General features: G+C 56.0%; 32 protein-coding genes. 2 read left to right on the top strand and 30 right to left on the bottom strand.

Annotated elements, in window-relative coordinates; translation table 11 throughout:
- The first annotated feature begins 200 nt into the window (after nucleotides 1-200).
- Nucleotides 201-2,258, top strand: a complete 2,058-nt coding sequence (locus tag M0G74_RS15865; RefSeq protein WP_248219416.1) for a glycoside hydrolase family 19 protein — start codon at nucleotides 201-203, stop codon at nucleotides 2,256-2,258.
- Between the two features lie 188 nt (nucleotides 2,259-2,446).
- Here M0G74_RS15865 and M0G74_RS15860 read toward each other — a convergent pair whose 3' ends face one another.
- The 29 genes from M0G74_RS15860 to rpsJ all read right to left on the bottom strand — a co-directional run bounded on the left by M0G74_RS15860 (nucleotide 2,447) and on the right by rpsJ (nucleotide 16,963).
- Nucleotides 2,447-2,710: a DUF1315 family protein gene (locus tag M0G74_RS15860; protein ID WP_160154533.1), complete on the bottom strand. Its 264-nt coding sequence runs from the start codon at nucleotides 2,708-2,710 to the stop codon at nucleotides 2,447-2,449.
- A 107-nt stretch (nucleotides 2,711-2,817) separates the two neighbouring features.
- Nucleotides 2,818-3,210 (bottom strand): 50S ribosomal protein L17, encoded by a 393-nt coding sequence (gene rplQ / locus M0G74_RS15855; RefSeq protein ID WP_160154534.1) that lies wholly within the window; start codon nucleotides 3,208-3,210, stop codon nucleotides 2,818-2,820.
- 124 nt (nucleotides 3,211-3,334) lie between these two features.
- On the bottom strand, nucleotides 3,335-4,339 hold the full coding sequence (gene rpoA, locus M0G74_RS15850; protein ID WP_160154535.1) for a DNA-directed RNA polymerase subunit alpha: 1,005 nt from the start codon (nucleotides 4,337-4,339) through the stop codon (nucleotides 3,335-3,337).
- A 45-nt stretch (nucleotides 4,340-4,384) separates the two neighbouring features.
- Nucleotides 4,385-5,005, bottom strand: coding sequence for a 30S ribosomal protein S4 (gene rpsD, locus M0G74_RS15845; protein ID WP_160154536.1), 621 nt, complete (start codon nucleotides 5,003-5,005; stop codon nucleotides 4,385-4,387).
- Nucleotides 5,006-5,020: 15 nt separating this feature from the next.
- Nucleotides 5,021-5,410 (bottom strand): 30S ribosomal protein S11, encoded by a 390-nt coding sequence (rpsK, locus tag M0G74_RS15840; protein ID WP_020411406.1) that lies wholly within the window; start codon nucleotides 5,408-5,410, stop codon nucleotides 5,021-5,023.
- 64 nt (nucleotides 5,411-5,474) lie between these two features.
- The gene (gene rpsM, locus M0G74_RS15835; protein WP_160154537.1) at nucleotides 5,475-5,831 is read right to left on the bottom strand and encodes a 30S ribosomal protein S13; all 357 of its coding nucleotides are present in this window, start codon (nucleotides 5,829-5,831) and stop codon (nucleotides 5,475-5,477) included.
- A 386-nt stretch (nucleotides 5,832-6,217) separates the two neighbouring features.
- Nucleotides 6,218-6,334: a 50S ribosomal protein L36 gene (rpmJ, locus tag M0G74_RS15830; RefSeq protein WP_010133825.1), complete on the bottom strand. Its 117-nt coding sequence runs from the start codon at nucleotides 6,332-6,334 to the stop codon at nucleotides 6,218-6,220.
- Nucleotides 6,335-6,373: 39 nt separating this feature from the next.
- Nucleotides 6,374-7,720: a preprotein translocase subunit SecY gene (gene secY, locus M0G74_RS15825; protein WP_160154538.1), complete on the bottom strand. Its 1,347-nt coding sequence runs from the start codon at nucleotides 7,718-7,720 to the stop codon at nucleotides 6,374-6,376.
- Between the two features lie 12 nt (nucleotides 7,721-7,732).
- Nucleotides 7,733-8,167 (bottom strand): 50S ribosomal protein L15, encoded by a 435-nt coding sequence (rplO, locus tag M0G74_RS15820; protein ID WP_160154539.1) that lies wholly within the window; start codon nucleotides 8,165-8,167, stop codon nucleotides 7,733-7,735.
- Between the two features lies 1 nt (nucleotide 8,168).
- The gene (gene rpmD / locus M0G74_RS15815) at nucleotides 8,169-8,354 is read right to left on the bottom strand and encodes a 50S ribosomal protein L30 (protein ID WP_010133829.1); all 186 of its coding nucleotides are present in this window, start codon (nucleotides 8,352-8,354) and stop codon (nucleotides 8,169-8,171) included.
- 66 nt (nucleotides 8,355-8,420) lie between these two features.
- Nucleotides 8,421-8,930 carry a 30S ribosomal protein S5 gene (gene rpsE / locus M0G74_RS15810; protein ID WP_160154540.1) on the bottom strand — a complete coding sequence of 170 codons (510 nt, stop codon included), beginning with the start codon at nucleotides 8,928-8,930 and terminating at the stop codon, nucleotides 8,421-8,423.
- Nucleotides 8,931-8,940: 10 nt separating this feature from the next.
- Complete coding sequence (gene rplR, locus M0G74_RS15805) at nucleotides 8,941-9,291, bottom strand: 50S ribosomal protein L18 (RefSeq protein ID WP_160154541.1); 351 nt, start codon at nucleotides 9,289-9,291, stop codon at nucleotides 8,941-8,943.
- A 9-nt stretch (nucleotides 9,292-9,300) separates the two neighbouring features.
- Nucleotides 9,301-9,834 carry a 50S ribosomal protein L6 gene (gene rplF, locus M0G74_RS15800; protein ID WP_160154542.1) on the bottom strand — a complete coding sequence of 178 codons (534 nt, stop codon included), beginning with the start codon at nucleotides 9,832-9,834 and terminating at the stop codon, nucleotides 9,301-9,303.
- A gap of 12 nt (nucleotides 9,835-9,846) precedes the next feature.
- The gene (gene rpsH, locus M0G74_RS15795) at nucleotides 9,847-10,239 is read right to left on the bottom strand and encodes a 30S ribosomal protein S8 (RefSeq protein ID WP_160154543.1); all 393 of its coding nucleotides are present in this window, start codon (nucleotides 10,237-10,239) and stop codon (nucleotides 9,847-9,849) included.
- A 24-nt stretch (nucleotides 10,240-10,263) separates the two neighbouring features.
- Entirely contained in the window at nucleotides 10,264-10,569 is a 306-nt protein-coding gene (gene rpsN / locus M0G74_RS15790; protein ID WP_160154544.1) for a 30S ribosomal protein S14, read from the bottom strand.
- Between the two features lie 9 nt (nucleotides 10,570-10,578).
- Nucleotides 10,579-11,118, bottom strand: a complete 540-nt coding sequence (gene rplE / locus M0G74_RS15785; RefSeq protein WP_160154545.1) for a 50S ribosomal protein L5 — start codon at nucleotides 11,116-11,118, stop codon at nucleotides 10,579-10,581.
- Nucleotides 11,119-11,136: 18 nt separating this feature from the next.
- Complete coding sequence (rplX, locus tag M0G74_RS15780) at nucleotides 11,137-11,454, bottom strand: 50S ribosomal protein L24 (protein ID WP_160154546.1); 318 nt, start codon at nucleotides 11,452-11,454, stop codon at nucleotides 11,137-11,139.
- 20 nt (nucleotides 11,455-11,474) lie between these two features.
- Nucleotides 11,475-11,843 carry a 50S ribosomal protein L14 gene (rplN, locus tag M0G74_RS15775; RefSeq protein WP_043320805.1) on the bottom strand — a complete coding sequence of 123 codons (369 nt, stop codon included), beginning with the start codon at nucleotides 11,841-11,843 and terminating at the stop codon, nucleotides 11,475-11,477.
- 49 nt (nucleotides 11,844-11,892) lie between these two features.
- Entirely contained in the window at nucleotides 11,893-12,156 is a 264-nt protein-coding gene (gene rpsQ, locus M0G74_RS15770) for a 30S ribosomal protein S17 (RefSeq protein ID WP_160154547.1), read from the bottom strand.
- Between the two features lie 2 nt (nucleotides 12,157-12,158).
- A complete protein-coding gene (gene rpmC, locus M0G74_RS15765; protein ID WP_160154548.1) occupies nucleotides 12,159-12,350 on the bottom strand; it encodes a 50S ribosomal protein L29 in 192 nt (63 codons plus the stop codon).
- Nucleotides 12,350-12,763, bottom strand: a complete 414-nt coding sequence (gene rplP, locus M0G74_RS15760; protein ID WP_010133841.1) for a 50S ribosomal protein L16 — start codon at nucleotides 12,761-12,763, stop codon at nucleotides 12,350-12,352. The genes rpmC and rplP overlap by 1 nt, the downstream gene beginning before the upstream one ends.
- An 11-nt stretch (nucleotides 12,764-12,774) precedes the next feature.
- Nucleotides 12,775-13,455 (bottom strand): 30S ribosomal protein S3, encoded by a 681-nt coding sequence (gene rpsC / locus M0G74_RS15755; protein WP_160154549.1) that lies wholly within the window; start codon nucleotides 13,453-13,455, stop codon nucleotides 12,775-12,777.
- A gap of 19 nt (nucleotides 13,456-13,474) precedes the next feature.
- Nucleotides 13,475-13,807 carry a 50S ribosomal protein L22 gene (rplV, locus tag M0G74_RS15750; RefSeq protein ID WP_043320801.1) on the bottom strand — a complete coding sequence of 111 codons (333 nt, stop codon included), beginning with the start codon at nucleotides 13,805-13,807 and terminating at the stop codon, nucleotides 13,475-13,477.
- Between the two features lie 15 nt (nucleotides 13,808-13,822).
- Nucleotides 13,823-14,101, bottom strand: a complete 279-nt coding sequence (gene rpsS / locus M0G74_RS15745) for a 30S ribosomal protein S19 (protein ID WP_105101967.1) — start codon at nucleotides 14,099-14,101, stop codon at nucleotides 13,823-13,825.
- Nucleotides 14,102-14,140: 39 nt separating this feature from the next.
- A complete protein-coding gene (gene rplB, locus M0G74_RS15740; RefSeq protein WP_043320798.1) occupies nucleotides 14,141-14,965 on the bottom strand; it encodes a 50S ribosomal protein L2 in 825 nt (274 codons plus the stop codon).
- Between the two features lie 14 nt (nucleotides 14,966-14,979).
- The gene (gene rplW, locus M0G74_RS15735) at nucleotides 14,980-15,276 is read right to left on the bottom strand and encodes a 50S ribosomal protein L23 (RefSeq protein ID WP_160154550.1); all 297 of its coding nucleotides are present in this window, start codon (nucleotides 15,274-15,276) and stop codon (nucleotides 14,980-14,982) included.
- A complete protein-coding gene (rplD, locus tag M0G74_RS15730; protein ID WP_066967204.1) occupies nucleotides 15,273-15,887 on the bottom strand; it encodes a 50S ribosomal protein L4 in 615 nt (204 codons plus the stop codon). The genes rplW and rplD overlap by 4 nt, the downstream gene beginning before the upstream one ends.
- Before the next feature lie 18 nt (nucleotides 15,888-15,905).
- Nucleotides 15,906-16,541: a 50S ribosomal protein L3 gene (gene rplC / locus M0G74_RS15725; RefSeq protein ID WP_160154551.1), complete on the bottom strand. Its 636-nt coding sequence runs from the start codon at nucleotides 16,539-16,541 to the stop codon at nucleotides 15,906-15,908.
- A gap of 110 nt (nucleotides 16,542-16,651) precedes the next feature.
- Nucleotides 16,652-16,963 (bottom strand): 30S ribosomal protein S10, encoded by a 312-nt coding sequence (gene rpsJ, locus M0G74_RS15720; RefSeq protein WP_066967210.1) that lies wholly within the window; start codon nucleotides 16,961-16,963, stop codon nucleotides 16,652-16,654.
- Between the two features lie 207 nt (nucleotides 16,964-17,170).
- On the opposite strand from rpsJ, the gene M0G74_RS15715 reads away from it, so the two are divergent.
- On the top strand, nucleotides 17,171-17,647 hold the full coding sequence (locus M0G74_RS15715) for a YbaK/EbsC family protein (RefSeq protein WP_248219411.1): 477 nt from the start codon (nucleotides 17,171-17,173) through the stop codon (nucleotides 17,645-17,647).
- 92 nt (nucleotides 17,648-17,739) lie between these two features.
- Here the strand turns inward: M0G74_RS15715 and M0G74_RS15710 are convergent, their stop codons facing one another.
- Nucleotides 17,740-19,425 (bottom strand): ShlB/FhaC/HecB family hemolysin secretion/activation protein, encoded by a 1,686-nt coding sequence (locus tag M0G74_RS15710; protein WP_248219407.1) that lies wholly within the window; start codon nucleotides 19,423-19,425, stop codon nucleotides 17,740-17,742.
- Nucleotides 19,426-19,463 lie beyond the last annotated feature (38 nt).

Genomic DNA, 19,463 nt, shown 5'->3' with positions numbered 1-19,463 from the left:
TCCAGATCTTTAGCTCCCCAGATCCCTGGCAACAGCTCCCCTGCCCCCTGGCAACTTGTCAAAACCTGACAGCTCTTCCGGGAATTGGCGCGGGATCCCCTTCCCGAGCCCCAAGGCTTTCGCTAACTTCTCCTGCGCAAATGACAACGCTGTCAAACGTTTCGATTGCGCTAACTGAAATAACAATAAATGGAGAAGACATGTCCACTCAGTCCAGGCCCTCAGCGGCCGCCAAGGCACACATGCTGCCAATCACCCCATTCCGGAACCCCCGCTCAAACCCCCTGCGCGGCCCGCTGACGGCTTTTGCCCTCGCAACAACCATGTGCATTCCTGCACATGCCGTTCTGCCCGCAGAGACTTATGAGGCCGGACAGAGCTACGCTGGCGGCAGCACGGTCTGCTACCAGGAAGACCTGTTCCGGGCCCAGTGGTGGGCCGGCCCTAACGATTCTCCGGAAGCGGCCTATACCGCCAGCAACAGCTGGGACAGCCCCTGGATCCTGGATGGCCCGGGCTCCTGTACCTTCGGCAATGGCAATCAGGCACCGGTGACCAGTGCCTCTGCAAGCCCCGCGGAAATTAGCGGCGCGGGCAGCATCGCACTCGACGGCAGCCTGTCATCGGACCCGGATGGTGATGCCCTCACGTTCCAGTGGACTCAGATTTCTCCAGCCTCACCGGTAGCGGCAATTCAGGCGCCAAATGCCAGCGGCACCCAGGTAGACCTGCCGCCCGTAGAGACCGATACCCAGTACGAGTTCCGGCTCAGCGTATCGGATGCCGAGCAGACGGATTACACCACCGTGCAGGTAATGCAGTGGGCAGATCCATACATACCGCCGCTGCCAACGATTGTGATTAGCGCCCCCGAGAGCACCAGCGCCTGCCCGGGCACTATTACCCTCAGCGCGGAAAACTCCTCCTATCCCGACGGTGAAACCTATGTTCTGACCTGGAGGCAGATCAGTGGACCCGCGGCCGAAATCCTCACGCCCAACAGCGAAATCACCGCGGTGAATTTGCCCGATGCGGGGATTGATTCGGTCTACGCCTTCGAACTGCAAGCTACCAATGGGGAACTGATTGTTAGCGAAAACGTTTCCGTTCAACAGCAGTGTGGCGACAGCGGTTTCCGTATTCCGCTCAGTACCCTGGAGGCGCGGGAAGCCGAGCTGACCTCAAGCCCGCTGTTTACCCAGGTGAAAGCATCGATCGTCACGCGGGAAAATTCCGAAGTAGAAGCAGTCACTCCCGGTCGCAGTGAAAACCCGGAAAACGTACAGCGGGTAGAGTCCATCATCGGCAACCCGGACTGGAACTTCCTGTTCCCGGTGCGCGCGGCGGAGTATTCATATACCAACTTCCTGCGTGCTGTTGCCAAATTCCCGGCATTCTGTGGCGACTATAGTGACGGCCGCAACGCCGAGGCGATCTGCCGGAAATCTCTTGCCACCATGTTCGCCCACTTCACCCAGGAGACTGGTGGCCACACCCCGCACTGGGCGGAGCCCGAGTGGCGCCAGGGGCTGTATTTCATCCGCGAACAGGGGTGGAGCGAAAGTACCCCCAATGGCTACGGTATTTGCGACCCATCGACCTGGCAGGCACAGCAGTGGCCGTGCGCGACCTTTGCCGATGGCAGTTACAAAAGTTATTTCGGTCGCGGCGCCAAACAGTTGAGTTACAACTACAACTACGGCCCGTTTTCTGCCGCCATGTTTGGTGATGTGGGCGTACTGCTGGAACAACCGAATCTGGTGGCGGATACCTGGCTAAACCTCGCCAGCGCGGTCTTTTTCTTTGTGTACCCGCAGCCGCCAAAACCCAGCATGCTGCATGTCATCGACGGTACCTGGCAGCCCAACGGTCAGGACCTAGGTAGCGGACTGCTACCCGGATTTGGTGTGACCACCATGATCATCAACGGCGGCATTGAGTGTGGGGGCAGCAGCGAACACGCGCAGTCGCAAAACCGCATCGATTACTATCGCAACTTCGCCGACTACTTAGCGGTGGAGATACCCGCAGATGAAATTCTCGGCTGCGCCAGTATGAGCCGGTTTGCCGTGGGTGGCGCGGGCGCCATGGAAATTTACTGGGAACAGGACTGGAGCTGGGATCCCCAGTATCCAAATGGACAGAGCTACGCTTGCAAGCTGGTGGGTTACCAGACACGTTTCTCCGCATTCATCGAGGGTGACTACGTGCGTTGTGTGGAGCACTTCTTTGACGTAAACGTCGATCGCAATCAGTAATCCCCGAGATTTGCGCAATTAAAAGAGGCCGGACGTTACTGGCCTCTTTTTTACAAAAACCCCGGATTGCGCTGTTTGGAAACAGCGGTAGTGCCCGGTGGGCTTACGCAAGCTGCCCAGACCAAACCGGCATTGGCGCTGCGCCACAAAACCCGAATCTTGAAACCCGAAACCCGAAATCAGGAACCTCAGGAGTGCACCCAGGTGACAGTCTCGTCTTGATGTTCGTGCTTGTCACCACAAGGGGTAGCCTTTGGCGGCACATAGCCCACACGAGATGTGGGTTCCATATGACGCTGCTCCCAATAGGCCACAGCTTCCCCACACAGGGACTTTTGCTGCTCGGTCAAGGCAATACCATTGGGCCATTTACCCAGCTCGATTGCGCGCTTGAGGCTACCCACGATCTGGGGATTCAATATCTTCAGCAAATCATCCAGGGACTGGAACATCACACACCCATCAAAAATTGCAGATCAGAAAAAAGAAAAGCCGGTCAATGACCGGCTTTTCTTCGCTCGGCACAAAAAAAGTACCGAAAACCCTAAAGCGGGACGCCTCAGGCTTCTGCAGCTTCAGCAGTCTCGTCCGCTACCGGACGGTCTACCAGCTCAACATAAGCCATCGGAGCCTTGTCGCCTGCGCGGAAACCACATTTCAGAATGCGGATGTAACCGCCCGGACGGGCTTCGTAACGGGGACCCAGCTCGTCGAACAGCTTGCGCACGGCATCCTTGTCGCGGATACGGGCGAAAGCCAGACGGCGATTGGCAACACTGTCTTTCTTGGCCAGGGTGATCAGCGGCTCGGCGACGCGACGCAGCTCCTTGGCTTTCGGCAGTGTGGTTTTGATCAGTTCGTGCTCGACCAAGGACGCAGTCATGTTTTTGAACATGGATTTGCGATGGGCGCTGGTACGACTGAATTTACGGCCACTATAACGATGACGCATAACTCAATTCCTCACGACTTCAATTGCTTTCACAGCAAGTCGTCTGGGAGTGGCGCTTGCCGCAGGCGCACACCACTCGGTTTTCTTCACGCGGGCGGGCAAACACGCCCGCGCCACAAACGCTTTACAGGGAGCTCAGCTTGCTGTCGCCCTTGAGGCTGGCCGGCGGCCAGTTCTCAAGACGCATACCCAGGGACAAGCCACGGGAAGCCAGAACGTCCTTGATTTCGGTCAGGGACTTCTTACCCAGGTTCGGAGTCTTCAGCAGCTCTACTTCGGTACGCTGAATCAGGTCGCCGATGTAGTAGATGTTTTCTGCTTTCAGACAGTTAGCCGAACGCACGGTCAGTTCGAGGTCGTCAACCGGGCGCAACAGCACCGGATCCACTTCCTCTTCCTTGGCTTCTGGCGCTGCATCCTTCTCGCCTTCCAGGTCCACAAACACTGCGAGCTGCTGCTGCAGAATGGTGGCGGCGCGACGGATGGCTTCTTCCGGATCCAGGGTACCGTTGGTCTCCAGGTCCAGAACCAGCTTGTCCAGGTCGGTGCGCTGCTCTACACGAGCCGCTTCGACGCTGTAAGAAACGCGACGAACCGGGCCGAAAGAGGCGTCCAGCTGCAGGCGGCCAATGGCGCGGGTCTCTTCTTCGTCTTCGCGACGGGCGTCGGCGGGCTGGTAGCCACGGCCGCGCGCAACGGTCAGACGCAGGTTGAGTTCCACATCGCCAGTAATGTTGGCGATCACGTGCTCTGGGTTCACGATTTCGATGTCGTGATCCACCTGGATGTCTCCAGCGGTAACCGCACCCGGGCCTTTCTTGCTCAGGCTCAGTACTGCCTGGTCCTTGCCGTGCATCACCACCGCAATTTCCTTCAGGTTGAGCAGGATTTCAATTACGTCTTCCTGCACACCTTCGATTGCGCTGTACTCGTGCTCAACACCGTCAATCTCGACTTCAGTGACGGCGCAGCCCGGCATAGAGGACAGCAGGATGCGGCGCAGTGCGTTGCCGAGAGTGTGGCCAAAGCCACGCTCCAGCGGTTCCAGAACCACTTTGGCGTGGTTCTGGTTGTACTCGGTGACGTCAATACGACGAGGTGTCAAAAACTCGTTGACAGCAGTCTGCATAGCCATACCTGTATTACAGTTTTATTCCTTAAATGGAACAGAGCCTTACTTGGAGTAGAGTTCCACGATAAGGTTTTCATTGATCTCTGCCGGCAGATCCACGCGATCCGGAACACGCTTGAAGGTACCTTCGAGCTTGCTCGCATTCACGTCTACCCACTCAACGTCACCGCGCTGTGCAGCGAGGGAAACGGAGTTCTGGATACGCATCTGCTTTTTGGCTTTCTCGCGGATAGCGATGACGTCGCCTTCTTTCACCTGGAAAGAAGGGATATTCACAGCGCTACCGTTAACCAGAATCGCCTTGTGAGATACCAGCTGACGCGCTTCTGCACGAGTAGAGCCGAAGCCCATGCGGTAAACCACGTTGTCGAGACGCTTTTCCAGCAGTTGCAGCAGGTTTTCACCAGTTGCACCTTTCAGGCGCGCTGCTTCCTTATAGTAGTTACGGAACTGCTTTTCCAGCACGCCGTAGATACGACGTACTTTTTGTTTTTCACGCAGCTGAACGCCGTAGTCGGACAGGCGACCGCGACCGGCGCCATGAACGCCAGGCTTGGTTTCCGCGCGGCACTTTGACTCGTGCGGGCGAACGCCACTTTTCAGCTGAAGATCGGTACCTTCCCGACGGGAAAGCTTACATTTTGGTCCAATATAACGTGCCATTTCGTCAACCCCCTCTTACACGCGACGTTTCTTGGGCGGACGACAACCATTATGCGGGATCGGCGTCACGTCGGTGATGTTGGTGATCTTGTAGCCGCAGTTGTTCAGTGCGCGAACAGCAGATTCGCGACCGGGGCCGGGGCCCTTCACTTCGACATCAAGGTTTTTCAGGCCATATTCCTGAGCAGCAGTACCTGCGCGCTCAGCGGCAACCTGGGCTGCGAAAGGGGTACTCTTACGAGAACCGCGGAAACCGGAGCCACCAGCGGTAGCCCAGCTCAGAGTATTACCCTGGCGATCAGTGATCGTCACGATCGTGTTGTTGAACGATGCGTGGATGTGGGCAATACCGTCGACAACGGTCTTTTTGACCTTTTTGCGAACAGTAGTTTTTGGCTTAGCCATACCTGTATCCTAAATCCTGTAACCAAGCTCCTGTTAAGGGAGCGTGTAAAGACTTGCGCGACTCTTACTTGCGAATCGGCTTACGCGGACCCTTACGGGTACGGGCGTTAGTCTTGGTGCGCTGACCGCGAAGCGGCAGACTGCGACGATGGCGCAGACCGCGGAAGCAACCCAGGTCCATCAAACGCTTGATGTTCATGGATACTTCACGACGAAGATCACCTTCAACGGTGAACTTGGCGACTTCGCCACGCACCGATTCCAGTTGGTCTTCGGAAAGATCGCGGATCTTGGTGGATTCAGCGATACCAGTCGCTGCCAGAATAGACTTAGCCGTGGTGCGACCGATCCCGAAAATGTGGGTCAGGGAGATCACGGCGTGCTTGTGGTCTGGTACGTTTACACCAGCAATACGTGCCATAGAGGCATACTCCACGTATTGTGAACCGGCTCATCTTGGTAATAGGCGCGGCTCAATTCTCGATACGGCGCTGACAGCGATTAAAAAGCCATCGGCGCCACCAAAAAGGCGCGCAAGAATAGCTTTTCAAACACCAAATTGCAATAGCCCACCGTCCCAGGGCCTAAACCCGGGGATGGCAGACGACAGTCAACGCCCCCTTTTTGAAGCCAGGAGTTCAACTCCCAACTTCCACCGCCAACCTCATGGTTTACGGTGCTGCCTTTTAACACGGGGCTGTGCCAAGAGGCAAATTCTTTAATGAACAATTGGTGCCAACCTCATCCTGGAGAGAGCACCTGACTCACCATCCTTGGTGAGTCATGGGAATCAGCAATGACTGCTGATTAGCCCTGCCGCTGCTTGTGACGCGGCTCGGCGCTGCAGATTACCCGCAGAACGCCTTTGCGACGTACGATTTTGCAGTTACGGCAGATCTTTTTAACAGAAGCGCGTACTTTCATGACCTTACCTCAATTCATTCCTGCTGCGGCGGCTACCGGTTAACGGCGGCCGTAGCCTTGCAGATTCGCCTTTTTCATCAACCCTTCGTACTGGTGGGACAGCAAATGCGACTGCACCTGCGCCATGAAGTCCATCACTACGACCACTACGATCAGCAGAGAAGTACCCCCCAAGTAAAAGGGAATGTTCAGCCCAACTACCAGGAACTGCGGCAGCAGGGATACCAATGCGATGTATACGGCACCCACCAGGGTCAGACGAGTCAGAACGCTGTCGATATAACGTGCGGTCTGTTCGCCGGGGCGAATACCGGGCACATAGGCACCGGATTTTTTCAGGTTGTCTGCAACTTCATTGGGGTTGAACATCAACGCCGTATAGAAGAAGCAGAAGAAGCCGATCAGCAGCGCGAACAGGATAATGTTCAGCGGCTGGCCCGGGCCCAACTGCAGTGCCATCCACTGCAGAATCTGCGCGCCGATACCTTCACCACCCTGGCCGAACCACTGCGCCAGAGTCGCAGGGAACAGCAGGATACTGCTGGCGAAGATCACCGGGATAACACCGGCCATATTCACCTTCAGCGGCAAGTGGCTGGACTGCGCAGCCGGCGCCTGGGAGTAACGACCCGCCTGACGACGCGCGTGGTTGATGGTGATGCGGCGTTGACCGCGCTCCATGACCACGACGAAGTACACGACAGCAATCGCTACAAAACCAATCGCAAGCAGCATCAGAATATGCAGCTCACCCTGGCGCGCCTGCTCAAAAGCCTGACCAATGGCACTGGGCAGTCCCGCAACAATACCGGCGAAGATCAGCATGGAAATACCATTGCCAACACCGCGCTCGGTAATCTGCTCGCCCAGCCACATCATGAACACAGCGCCGGTTACCAGTGACACTACGGCCACGAAGTAAAATCCGAACGCCGGCTCAGCGGAATAAGCCAGGTTTTGACCGGCCAGACCAAACGTCATCCCGATACCCTGGATGAGTGCAAGCACTACAGTCAGGTAACGGGTGTACTGATTGATCTTACGCCGTCCTGCATCACCTTCTTTCTTCAACGCCTCCAGAGAAGGCGTTACCGCGGTCATCAACTGCATGATGATGGACGCGGAGATGTAAGGCATGATGCCGAGGGCCAGAATACTCATCCGTTCCAGTGCGCCACCGGAGAACATGTTGAACAGGCCAAGGATGGTTCCCTGGTTCTGATTAAACAGGTTCGCCAGTTTTTCCGGATCAATACCGGGCACTGGAATGTGGGTCCCTATGCGATAAACAAGAATCGCGAGAAACAGAAAACGAAGGCGAGCCCAAAGCTCGCCTAATCCCTTGCCGTTACCCAGGGAGTTAACACCAGATCCTGGTCGTGCCATTGGGGCCTCGATTTAGTCTTCTACTTTTCCGCCAGCAGCTTCGATGGCTGCTTTAGCACCCTTGGTGACACCCAGACCTTTCACGGTAACCGCTTTGGTCAGTTCACCAGACAGGAACACTTTGGCGCGTTTAATGTGGCCGCCGATGATATCGGCATTTTTCAGCGCTGCCAAATCAATAGTGTCACCTTCTACCTTCGCCAGCTCCGCCAGACGCACTTCCGCAACAAAGCGGCCAACGCGAGAGGTGAAACCGTACTTCGGCAGACGCTTCTGCAAAGGCATCTGACCGCCTTCGAAGCCCGGACGAACGCTACCACCGGAACGGGCCTTTTGACCCTTGTGACCACGGCCACCGGTTTTACCCAGACCGCTACCGATGCCGCGACCAACGCGCTTGGCGCTGTGCTTGTGACCCTCAGCGGGAGACAGTTCATTCAAACGCATGTTACGCCTCCTCTACTTTTACGAGGTAGTTCACTTTGTTGATCATGCCGCGCACAGAGGGAGTGTCTTCCACTTCCACAGTGTGACCAATGCGGCGCAGACCCAGACCAGCAACACATGCCTGATGATTTTTCAGACGACCGTTGATGCTTTTAACCTGGGTTACTTTGATGGTCTTTTTAGCCATGACTCATTCACTCAAAGCAAGTTCAGAACGGGCCGCAGCGGTAATACTGCCGCGGCCCAAACCGAATCAGTTCAGGATTTCTTCCACAGACTTGCCACGCTTCGCGGCAACGTCTTCAGGACTGCTCATCTGGTCCAGTGCACTGAAAGTAGCGCGAACGACGTTTACCGGATTGGTAGAGCCGTAGCACTTGGCCAGTACGTTGTGAACGCCAGCCATTTCAAGCACGGAGCGCATGGCACCACCGGCGATAACACCGGTACCCTGGGAAGCGGGCTGCATGTAAACCTTGGAACCACCGTGGCGACCGTTGGTAGCGTACTGAATGGTGTCACCGTTCAGGTCTACCTGGATCATGTTGCGACGCGCAGCTTCCATTGCCTTTTGAATGGCAACAGGCACTTCGCGAGCCTTACCACGACCAAAGCCAACGCGGCCATTGCCATCGCCAACTACAGTCAGTGCGGTGAACGCAAAGATACGACCACCCTTTACAGTTTTGGCAACACGGTTGACCTGGACCAGCTTTTCCTGGAGGCCTTCGTCATTGCCTTTTTCGACTTTATCTCTAGCCATAACTCAACCCTTAGAATTTCAGACCGGCTTCACGGGCAGCGTCTGCCAGGGCCTTAACACGGCCGTGGTATTTGAAACCGCTACGATCGAAGGCTACCGTTTCAACGCCAGCGGCTTTCGCGCGCTCAGCGATCAGGGTGCCAACGGCTGTCGCAGCGTCGACGTTACCGGTTTTGCTTTCACGCAGGTCCTTATCCAGAGTAGAGGCAGAAGCCAATACCTTGTCGCCATCGGCGGTCAGGATCTGTGCGTAAATGTGGCGAGGTGTGCGGTTCACTGTCAGGCGAACGGCGCCCAGCTCACGCATTTTGGCGCGGGCACGACGTGCACGACGCAAGCGAGATTGCTTTTTAACGTTCATATCTATGCCTTACTTCTTCTTAGCCTCTTTGCGATACACGCGTTCGTCGGCGTAGCGGACACCCTTACCTTTGTAGGGCTCCGGCGGACGGAATGCGCGGATCTCAGCGGCTACTTGACCTAACAGCTGCTTGTCGCTGCTCTTCAGTACGATTTCAGTCTGGCTCGGGGTTTCGGCGCTAACGCCTTCCGGCAGGTCGTAATCTACCGGGTGAGAGAAACCGAGAGTCAGGTTTACGGTTTTACCTGCTGCTTTCGCACGGTAACCAACACCGTTCAGCTGCAGTTTCTTTTCGAAACCCTGACTGACACCGACCACCATATTGTTAACCAGTGCACGGGTTGTACCCGCCAGTGCACGCGCCTGCTTGGAGCCATTGCGCGCGGCAAAGGTCAGCTGGCTCTCTTCCTGCTTCACTTCCACATCGGAGTGGATGTTGAAGCTCAGATTGCCGTTACCGCCTTTTACGGCGATATCCTGACCCTTCAGGTCAACAGAAACACCAGCGGGGATGCTTACTGGACTATTTGCTACTCGAGACATTTCAACCCCCGCTTAGAATACGGTGCAGAGCACTTCGCCACCGACACCAGCCTGACGAGCGGCACGGTCAGTCATCACACCCTGAGAGGTGGAGACGATCGCGACACCCAGGCCACCGCGTACGGTAGGCAGAGCTTTCTTACCAGCGTAAGAACGCAGACCCGGACGGGAAACCCGATCCAGCTCAGCGATTACTGGTTTGCCCTGAAAGTATTTCAGTTCAATAGTCAGCTCAGGCTTGCCACCTTCGCTAACGCTTACTTCAGTGATGTAACCTTCGCTCTTCAGAACTTCAGCTACCGCCACTTTCAATTTGGATGAAGGCATGGAAACACTGCCCTTTCCGCGGCCCAGGGCGTTGCGGATGCGGGTCAGCATATCTGCCAACGGATCTTGCATACTCATTACTTAAGACTCCTCAAGCCAACCTTACCAGCTGGACTTAACCAGGCCGGGGACATCACCACGCATGGCTGCTTCACGCAGCTTGTTACGGCACAGGCCGAATTTGCGGTAGACAGCGTGGGGGCGACCAGTGATACGACAGCGACGTTGCTGACGTACCGGGCTTGCATCGCGCGGCAGTTTCTGCAGCTTGAGTTGAGCCTCCCACTGCTCCTCTTCGGAAGCAGTGGCACTGGCGATGATCGCCTTCAGCTCTTGACGCTTTTCAGCGTACTTAGCTGCGGTTCGAGCGCGCTTGTTCTCACGCGCAATCATGGATTTCTTCGCCATGGAATCCTCTTAACCCTTGAAAGGGAAGTTGAACGCTTTCAGCAGTGCACGACCTTGATCGTCGTTAGCTGCTGTAGTGGTAATACAAATATCCAGACCACGGATTTTGTCTACTTTGTCGTAGTCAATCTCCGGGAAGATGATTTGTTCTGTAACACCCATCGAGAAGTTTCCACGACCGTCGAACTGCTTCGGGCTGATGCCACGGAAGTCGCGGATACGCGGAATCGCGATACCGATCAGACGCTCCAGGAACTCGTACATGCGCTCACCGCGCAGAGTTACCTTACAGCCGATCGGCCATTCTTCACGGATTTTGAAACCCGCGATGGACTTACGCGCCTTGGTCACGATGGGTTTTTGACCGGTGATTGCTGTCATATCAGTAACAGCGTGTTCCAGTACCTTCTTATCACCAACAGCTTCGCCGACACCCATGTTGACGGTGATCTTGGTGATGCGCGGCACGGACATCACATTCTCGAGGCCAAGCTCTTCTTTCAGCTTGGGCGCGAGTTCTTTGCTATAGAGCTCTTTAAGCCTTGCCATGATATCTACCTGACCTACTTATGCGTCAACGGCATCGCCGCTGGATTTGAAGACGCGAATCTTAGTGCCGTCTTCCAGTACTTTGAAGCCTACCCGGTCAGCTTTATTAGTTGACGGATTGAAAATGGCCACGTTGGAAGCCTGGATAGCGGCTTCCTTCTCAACGATGCCACCTGCAACGCCCAGCTGGGGGTTCGGTTTCTGGTGTTTTTTGATCATCTGAACACCGGCAACAATCAGGCGACCGTCGTTCAGCACCTTACGTACGGTGCCGCGCTTGCCCTTGTCGCGACCGGCGATAACGATCACTTCGTCGTCACGCTTGATCTTGCGCATAACTCTTCTCCGCTCGTGGCTTAGATTACTTCGGGAGCCAGTGAGATGATCTTCATGAACTTCTCACCACGCAGCTCGCGGGTAACCGGGCCAAAAATACGGGTGCCGACCGGAGCATGGTTCTGGTTCAGCAGCACCGCTGCGTTATCGTCAAATTTGATCAGGGAGCCATCCGGGCGGCGCACACCTTTCTTGGTGCGAACCACTACCGCATTCATTACCTGACCCTTCTTTACTTTACCGCGAGGAATTGCTTCCTTAACGGTCACCTTAATGATGTCGCCAACGCCAGCGTAGCGACGGTGGGAGCCGCCCAGCACCTTGATGCACATGACACGGCGAGCCCCACTGTTATCGGCTACTTCTAAGTAGGATTCTGCTTGAATCATTGTTCCTCTCCGAAAACCTGTTTAGGTCTTCACAGTCAATGGGCCAGGGTTAAACCTTCGCCGCACGCTCTACAATTTTCTGCAAGGACCAGGACTTGCTCTTGGACAGCGGACGAGATTCTTCGATGGTTACGACATCGCCGATGCCGCACTCATTGTTTTCGTCATGTGCCTTGAGCTTGGTGGACTTGCTCACGATTTTGCCGTAGATCGGGTGCTTAACACGGCGCTCGATCAAAACGGTGATGGTTTTATCCATCTTGTCACTCACGACCTTGCCGGTCAGAGTCCGCTTCAGTTGTGCTTCAGCCATGATTAATTACCTGCCTTCTCGGTCAACACAGTCTTAATGCGAGCAATGTCGCGACGAGTCTGCTTCAGCAGATGAGTCTGGTTCAGCTGACCGGTGGACTTCTGCATGCGCAGCTTGAATTGTGCTTCAAGCTGGCTCAGCAGTTCCTGGTTCAGTTCTTCAACAGACTTTGAGCGTAGATCTGCAGTCTTCATTACATCACCGAACGCTTAACGAAAGTTGTCTTTACAGGCAGCTTGGCCGCGGCGAGCTCGAAAGCTTCACGGGCCAATTCTTCGGAAACACCCTCCATCTCGTAGAGGACCTTGCCTGGCTGAATCTGGGCAACCCAGTACTCAACGCCACCCTTACCTTTACCCATCCGAACCTCGAGAGGCTTGTTGGTGATGGGCTTGTCCGGAAACACACGAATCCAGATTTTACCGCCACGCTTAACGTGACGAGTCATTGCGCGACGAGCCGCTTCGATCTGGCGCGCAGTAATGCGTCCACGACCGATGGCCTTAAGGCCGAACTCGCCAAAGCTCACTTTAGAGCCGCGCTGGGAAAGACCGCGGTTGCGACCCTTCTGTACCTTGCGGAATTTTGTACGCTTCGGTTGTAGCATCTGCGCACCCCTTACTTAGCAGCTTTCTTGCGAGTCTTCGCTGGCTTCTCTTCGGGGATTTCGTCACCGATGACTTCGCCTTTGAAGATCCAAACTTTCACACCGATGATGCCGTAGGTAGTACTGGCTTCATAAGTGCCGTAGTCGATGTTGGCACGCAGAGTGTGCAGCGGCACACGGCCTTCACGGTACCATTCGGTACGGGCAATCTCGGCACCGCCAAGACGACCACTTACCTGAATCTTGATACCTTCAGCGCCCTGGCGCATAGCGTTCTGTACGGCGCGCTTCATAGCACGACGGAACATAACGCGACGCTCCAGCTGCTGGGCAACGTTCTGGGCAACCAGGGTTGCGTCCAGATCAGGCTTGCGCACTTCTTCGATGTCGATGTGCACGGGCACACCCATCTGCTTGCTTACCTCGTTGCGCAGACGCTCTACGTCTTCACCTTTCTTGCCGATCACGATGCCCGGACGCGCAGTGTGAATGGTCACACGAGCGGTATTGGCCGGACGTTCGATCTCGATGCGGCTCACGGAAGCGTGGGCCAGTTTTTTGCGAATGAATTCGCGAACTTTCAGATCCGTGTACAGCTTGTCTGCGTACTCGTCGCTGCCGGCATACCAAACAGAGGTATGCTTTTTAACGATACCCAGACGAATGCCGGTAGGATGTACTTTTTGTCCCATGGTTTTCTCGCCTGCTCTCTTATTTCTCGGCTACTTTCACAGTAATGTGACAAGTACGCTTAAGAATACGATCGGCACGACCCTTGGCACGCGGCTTAATGCGTTTCATGGTCATACCCTCATCCACGAAGATGGTGGAAACCTTCAGCTCGTCAACATCGGCACCTTCGTTGTGCTCGGCGTTGGCGATTGCAGATTCCAGAACCTTCTTGACGATCGCAGCACCCTTCTTGTGGCTGAAAGCCAGGATGTCCAGGGCTTCCTCGACACCTTTGCCGCGAATCTGATCAGCTACCAGACGCGCTTTCTGTGCCGACAGACGAGCACCGCGTAATTTTGCTTGTACTTCCATCTTTAATACCTCGGCTTAGCGCTTCTTCGCTTTCTTGTCCGCGGCGTGGCCACGGTAAGTGCGGGTAGCAGCGAATTCACCCAGCTTGTGACCAACCATTTCTTCGTTGACCAGCACGGGTACGTGTTGACGACCGTTGTGAACAGCAATCGTCAGGCCCACCATTTCCGGCATAATCATGGAACGGCGAGACCAGGTTTTAATCGGCCGGCGATCATTGGATTCGATCGCTGCCTCCACCTTTTTGATCAGATGCAGATCAATAAAGGGACCTTTCTTTAATGAGCGTGGCACTTTAGATTCCTCTTTAGATGCTCACACATCGCGCGCGGCTTACTTGCCGCGACGACGTACAATCATGTTGTCGGTGCGCTTGTTCTTACGCGTTTTCTTACCCTTGGTCGGAACACCCCAAGGCGTCACAGGGTGACGGCCACCGGAGGTACGACCTTCACCACCGCCGTGCGGGTGGTCTACCGGGTTCATCGCCACACCGCGAACGGTAGGACGAACACCGCGCCAGCGTTTGGCACCAGCTTTACCCAGCTTGCGCAGGCTGTGTTCGGAGTTGCTCACTTCACCCAGGGTGGCGCGGCACTCGGACAGAACTTTACGCATTTCGCCAGAGCGCAGACGGATAGTCGCGTACTGACCTTCACGGGCAACCAGCTGTACAGAAGCACCGGCAGAGCGGGCCAACTGAGCACCTTTACCAGGCTTCAGCTCGATACCATGAATCACGGAACCAACCGGGATGTTGCGCAGCGGCAGGGTGTTACCTACAGCGATAGGCGCAGCGTCGCCAGACTGGATCTTGGCACCAGCCTTCAGGCCTTTCGGTGCAATGATGTAACGACGCTCACCGTCGGCGTAGCACACCAGAGCGATGTGGGCACTGCGGTTAGGATCGTATTCCAGACGCTCAACAGTGGCCGGAATGCCATCTTTATTGCGCTTGAAATCCACTACGCGGTAGTGATGCTTGTGACCACCACCGATATGACGGGTGGTAATGCGACCGTTGTTGTTACGACCACCAGTCTTGGACTTCTTCTCAACCAGCGGCGCGTAAGGCGCACCCTTGTGCAGGTCGGAGTTAACAACCTTAACCAGGTGACGACGGCCGGCAGAGGTCGGTTTTGCTTTTACAATAGCCATTGCAACTTTCCCCTTTACTCAGCAGCTTCGAAGTTGATGTCGCTGCCTTCGGCCAGACGAACGTAGGCTTTTTTCCAATCGTTGCGTACGCCCATGCCGTAGCGGGTACGCTTGGTTTTGCCTTTAACGTTCACGGTGCGAACCTGCTCAACAGAAACGTTAAACAGCTTCTCAACCGCAGCCTTAACTTCGGCTTTGGTGGCATCGGTGGTTACTTTGAAAACTACCTGGTTGGCGGTGTCCGCCAGCACAGCTGCTTTCTCGGAAATTACCGGACCCAGCAATACTTTGTAGATACGCTCTTGGTTCATCCCAGCACCTCATCAATTTTCTTCAGTGCAGAAACGGTAACCACGACCTTGTCAAAGCGAATCAGGCTTACCGGATCGATTGCCTGTACGTCGCGAACATCGATCTTGTGCAGATTGCGCGCGGCCAGGTAGAGGTTTTCGTTAACCTCTTCGGTCACGATCAACGCTTCAGAAAGATCGTACTGTGCCAGCTTGGTTACCAGCTGCTTGGTCTTCGGCGCTTCCACGTCGAAGGACTCAACTACAACCAGACGCTCCTGACGAGCCAGCTCGGAGAGAATGCAGCGCAGTGCAGCGCGGTACATTTTCTTGTTCAGCTTAACGCTGTGATCACGCGGTTCAGCAGCGAAGGTTACGCCACCAGAACGCCACAGCGGGCTGCGGATAGTACCGGCACGTGCGCGGCCAGTACCTTTTTGGCGCCACGGCTTTTTGCCGCCGCCGGAAACCGCAGCGCGGTTTTTCTGAGCCTTGGTACCCTGACGAGCGCCAGCCATGTAGGCGACAACTGCCTGGTGCACCAGGTCCTGATTGAACTCACGACCGAAAGCCACTTCAGAAACTGCAACAGTGCCCTTAGCGCCTTCAGGAGTAGCGATATTCAGTTCCATATCTATTTCCCCTCAGACTTAGGCTTTAACTGCCGGACGAACGATTACGTTACCGCCGGGCGCGCCAGGAACGGCACCTTTTACCAGCAGCAGATTGCGTTCGGCGTCCACACGAACCACTTCCAGGTTTTGCGTGGTAACACGCTCGGCACCCATGTGACCGGCCATTTTCTTGCCTTTCCACACGCGGCCAGGAGTCTGGCACTGACCGATAGAACCGGGAGCGCGGTGAGACAGAGAGTTACCGTGAGTAGCGTCCTGGGTACGGAAATTCCAGCGCTTAACGCCGCCCTGGAAACCTTTACCTTTGGAAGTGCCGGTTACGTCAATCTTCTGACCAGCTTCAAAGCCAGCAACAGTGATTTCAGAACCGATTTCGAAGGACTCTTCAGAACCGTCAGTACGCAGTTCGAAAAGAGCAGAGCCAGCCTCAGTATTGGCTTTGGCGAAGTGGCCCGCTTGGGGCTTGGAGACACGGGAAGCCTTACGGGAACCCACAGTTACTTGAACCGCGGAGTAGCCATCAGTTTCCAGAGTTTTCACCTGAGTGACGCGATTTGGAGCTACCTCGATAACAGTTACCGGGATAGACGCGCCATCTTCAGTGAAGATGCGAGTCATGCCGCTTTTGCGGCCGACAATACCTATAGTCATCTTTTCAACCTCTCAGTGCACGGGGCTTTAACCCACTGCGGCCGCCCAATTTCAGAGCGTTACACTACCCGAACCTTTTTCGTTCGGGATTCGGTAGTTAATTTGAAGTGTTAGCCGAGACTAATCTGAACCTCTACACCGGCCGCCAGATCGAGCTTCATCAGCGCGTCAACGGTTTTTTCGGTGGGCTCTACGATGTCCAGCAAACGCTTGTGAGTACGAATTTCGTACTGGTCACGCGCATCTTTGTTGACGTGCGGAGAAATCAGTACGGTGTACTTCTCTTTGCGAGTCGGCAGCGGAATGGGACCGCGTACTTGAGCGCCAGTGCGCTTGGCCGTCTCTACGATCTCCTGGGTAGACGTATCAATCAGTTTGTGATCGAACGCCTTCAGGCGAATTCGAATGCGTTGACCCTGCATGGAATCAAACTCCAGTCATTAAAGCTAAAGAACGTCCTTTTACACAGCCCCGAGGGCGGGCGAAAAGGAGCGCGAAGTCTACGGGCGAAGTTTTGATCTGTCAACCGCAATCGAGGTTACAAAACATGCGGCCAGCCTGCGGGCTCGGCTGACGCGAAGCTACACTCAAGTAAAGCACTTGCGGTGCGCAAAACAGGAGGACTTCTCATGACTATGGCCTCCACAGTCAGTCAATACCTGAACGATCGCTCGGCCGCATACCGGGTAATTCCACACCCCCACAGCGCCACCAGCCGGGAAACCGCGCACAAGGCGGACGTCCGCGAGGATCGGGTTGCCAAAGCGATTTTGCTGCGTGATGAACAGGGTATGGTGATGGTGATCATTCCCGCAAGCGCCAGCCTGGATATGCGGGCGGTCTACGACGAAACCGGGCGCAACCACCTGGAGATGGTGCCAGAAAGCGATTTCGGCAACGTCTTTCCCGATTGTGAGGTGGGCGCACTGCCGCCGCTGGGGCCAGCCTACGGCATACCCACTCTGGTCGACAGCAGCCTTGGCCGCAGCGATACGGTTTACCTGGAGTCCGGTGACCACGAGTCCCTGGTCGCCATGGACGGTCGGGAGTTCGATCGCCTGTTATCGAGCTGCCGACACTGTGACCTTAGCCGCGACTGGTATTAACTGATCAGTCAGTGTTTGGCCCCGGGCCACTTATGCTGAGCCCGGGGCTGCCTCATATAAGGCAGAAAGATAAGGGAGAGCCTTATAGTGGCTCAATAACGGATATTCATCCGCGCGTAAAATATACGCGAGTCCTGATTGGGTGTGGCCTCTTTTTTCGCTTCCGCCGCCGATAGCGTTACTCCCCAGTTGCTACCGGCAACACTGAGCCCCAGGCCCGCGGCCGCCAGCGGCGTTTGTAACTTACCGCCGGCAGTATCGCCTGGATCCAGGGAAGAGGCTTCGCCGTAGTCGTAGAACAGATAGGGTTCCACGGCAACGCCCCACGGGCGCCAGGCATCGTAGTGCACTTCCAGCTGGCCATACCATCCCCGGTCTCCACTGACCGCACTCGGTAGGTAGCCACGAATGCTCGTTGGGCCGCCAAGCGCAAATGACAGGGAGCCCGGCAATTGCTGGCCGTCACTATATTGCCACTGCGACAGGAACAGGCCGTAGAGACCGCTATCCCGGTAACGGAAATAGCCGGTCAAACCACCATTAAACAGTGTCTCCCGGGTCGCCTGTCGGGCGGTGGCGACGTCGGACTTGTCATCGAAATCGGTAAGGGACACCATCTGACGGCCACTCAACTGCCACTGGCGCCCTACCCAGTTCAGACTCACGCCCAACTGTGCCTGGGTTATTGCATCGTCACTGAAAACAACACCGGCGATTTCGGTGGTCGACCGGGTGTAGCCGGCCGCGCCCAGCGCATTGACCCACAACTGTTCGCCAGACCAGGCAAGCCAGGAGGACTCCAGCCCCAACCTATAGGAATCCCCGGCCACATTACTGGTAGCGAAGTCCCCCTCGGTCAGGTCGGTACGGGTTAGTGAGCCGCTGCCACCGACACGCCAACGAGAGCCGCCCAGGGGACGGTTGTAACTGAGACTCAGGGACTGGGCGCCTTCGCTGCCGGAAAGATACGCGATTGAGCGGTCGCCATCGGACAGCAGGTGCTGGTGCCGGTACATGAAGCCGAGTTCCTCGCGCCCCGAGCTTTCATAGCCGTAATTATCGGTAAAAGCCTGAAAGAATCCGCGCTCGGGCTCCTGGACCGTGACCACGATATCGGTCAAACCGAAGGACTCACCGCGACGTAATTCGGCGCGAATACGCTCGTCATTGACCCGGTTGAACTCCAGGATGTCCGCCTGCAGGCGCGGCATATCGACGGTTTCCTGTCCCCGGTGGGCCTCCATCCAGCGGGCCAGGAAGGCTTCCGAGGTGTACTCGTTGCCTTCAAACCGGATAGCGCCGAGCTTCCCCTCAATCAGGCGAATGACCACCACACCTTCCTGCACTTCCTGCTGCGGCAGCACCGCCACCGCGGTATAGACGCCCTGCTCGCGGTAGCTGCGATTGACCGCCTCTACGATTTCCATCAACTGGCTATGCGCGACCTGCTGGCCCAGGTAGGGGGTGACTATGTCCCGCAACTGCTGCTCGCTTAACAGCTCCGACGGGCTGAAGCGCACACTGCGCAGTTCGAATACCGGGCCTTCAAGATCGCGCGAGTCACCCAACACTTCGATCTCTTCTAACGTTGCCGGCATCGGCGGTGTCGGCCGCTCCAACAGCAGCTGTTCGCGACGGCGAATTTCTGTTGCCTGGGCACCAGCGTCCGCCCCCGGAACAAGCGCCGGCACGCCGCTCTCTGTCTGCGCCCACACACCCGGCGGACCGAATATGCCCGCAAGCAGGACCGTGAGCACTTTAGAATCAAACCTTGCCACGTTGTTTTACATCTCCCCGGCCGGCTACCAACGGCCGG

Source organism: Microbulbifer sp. CAU 1566 (assembly GCF_023156515.1).
Taxonomy (GTDB): domain Bacteria; phylum Pseudomonadota; class Gammaproteobacteria; order Pseudomonadales; family Cellvibrionaceae; genus Microbulbifer.
Note: the sequence above shows the minus strand (reverse complement) of the source record. Positions and strands in the feature narration are given on the sequence as shown.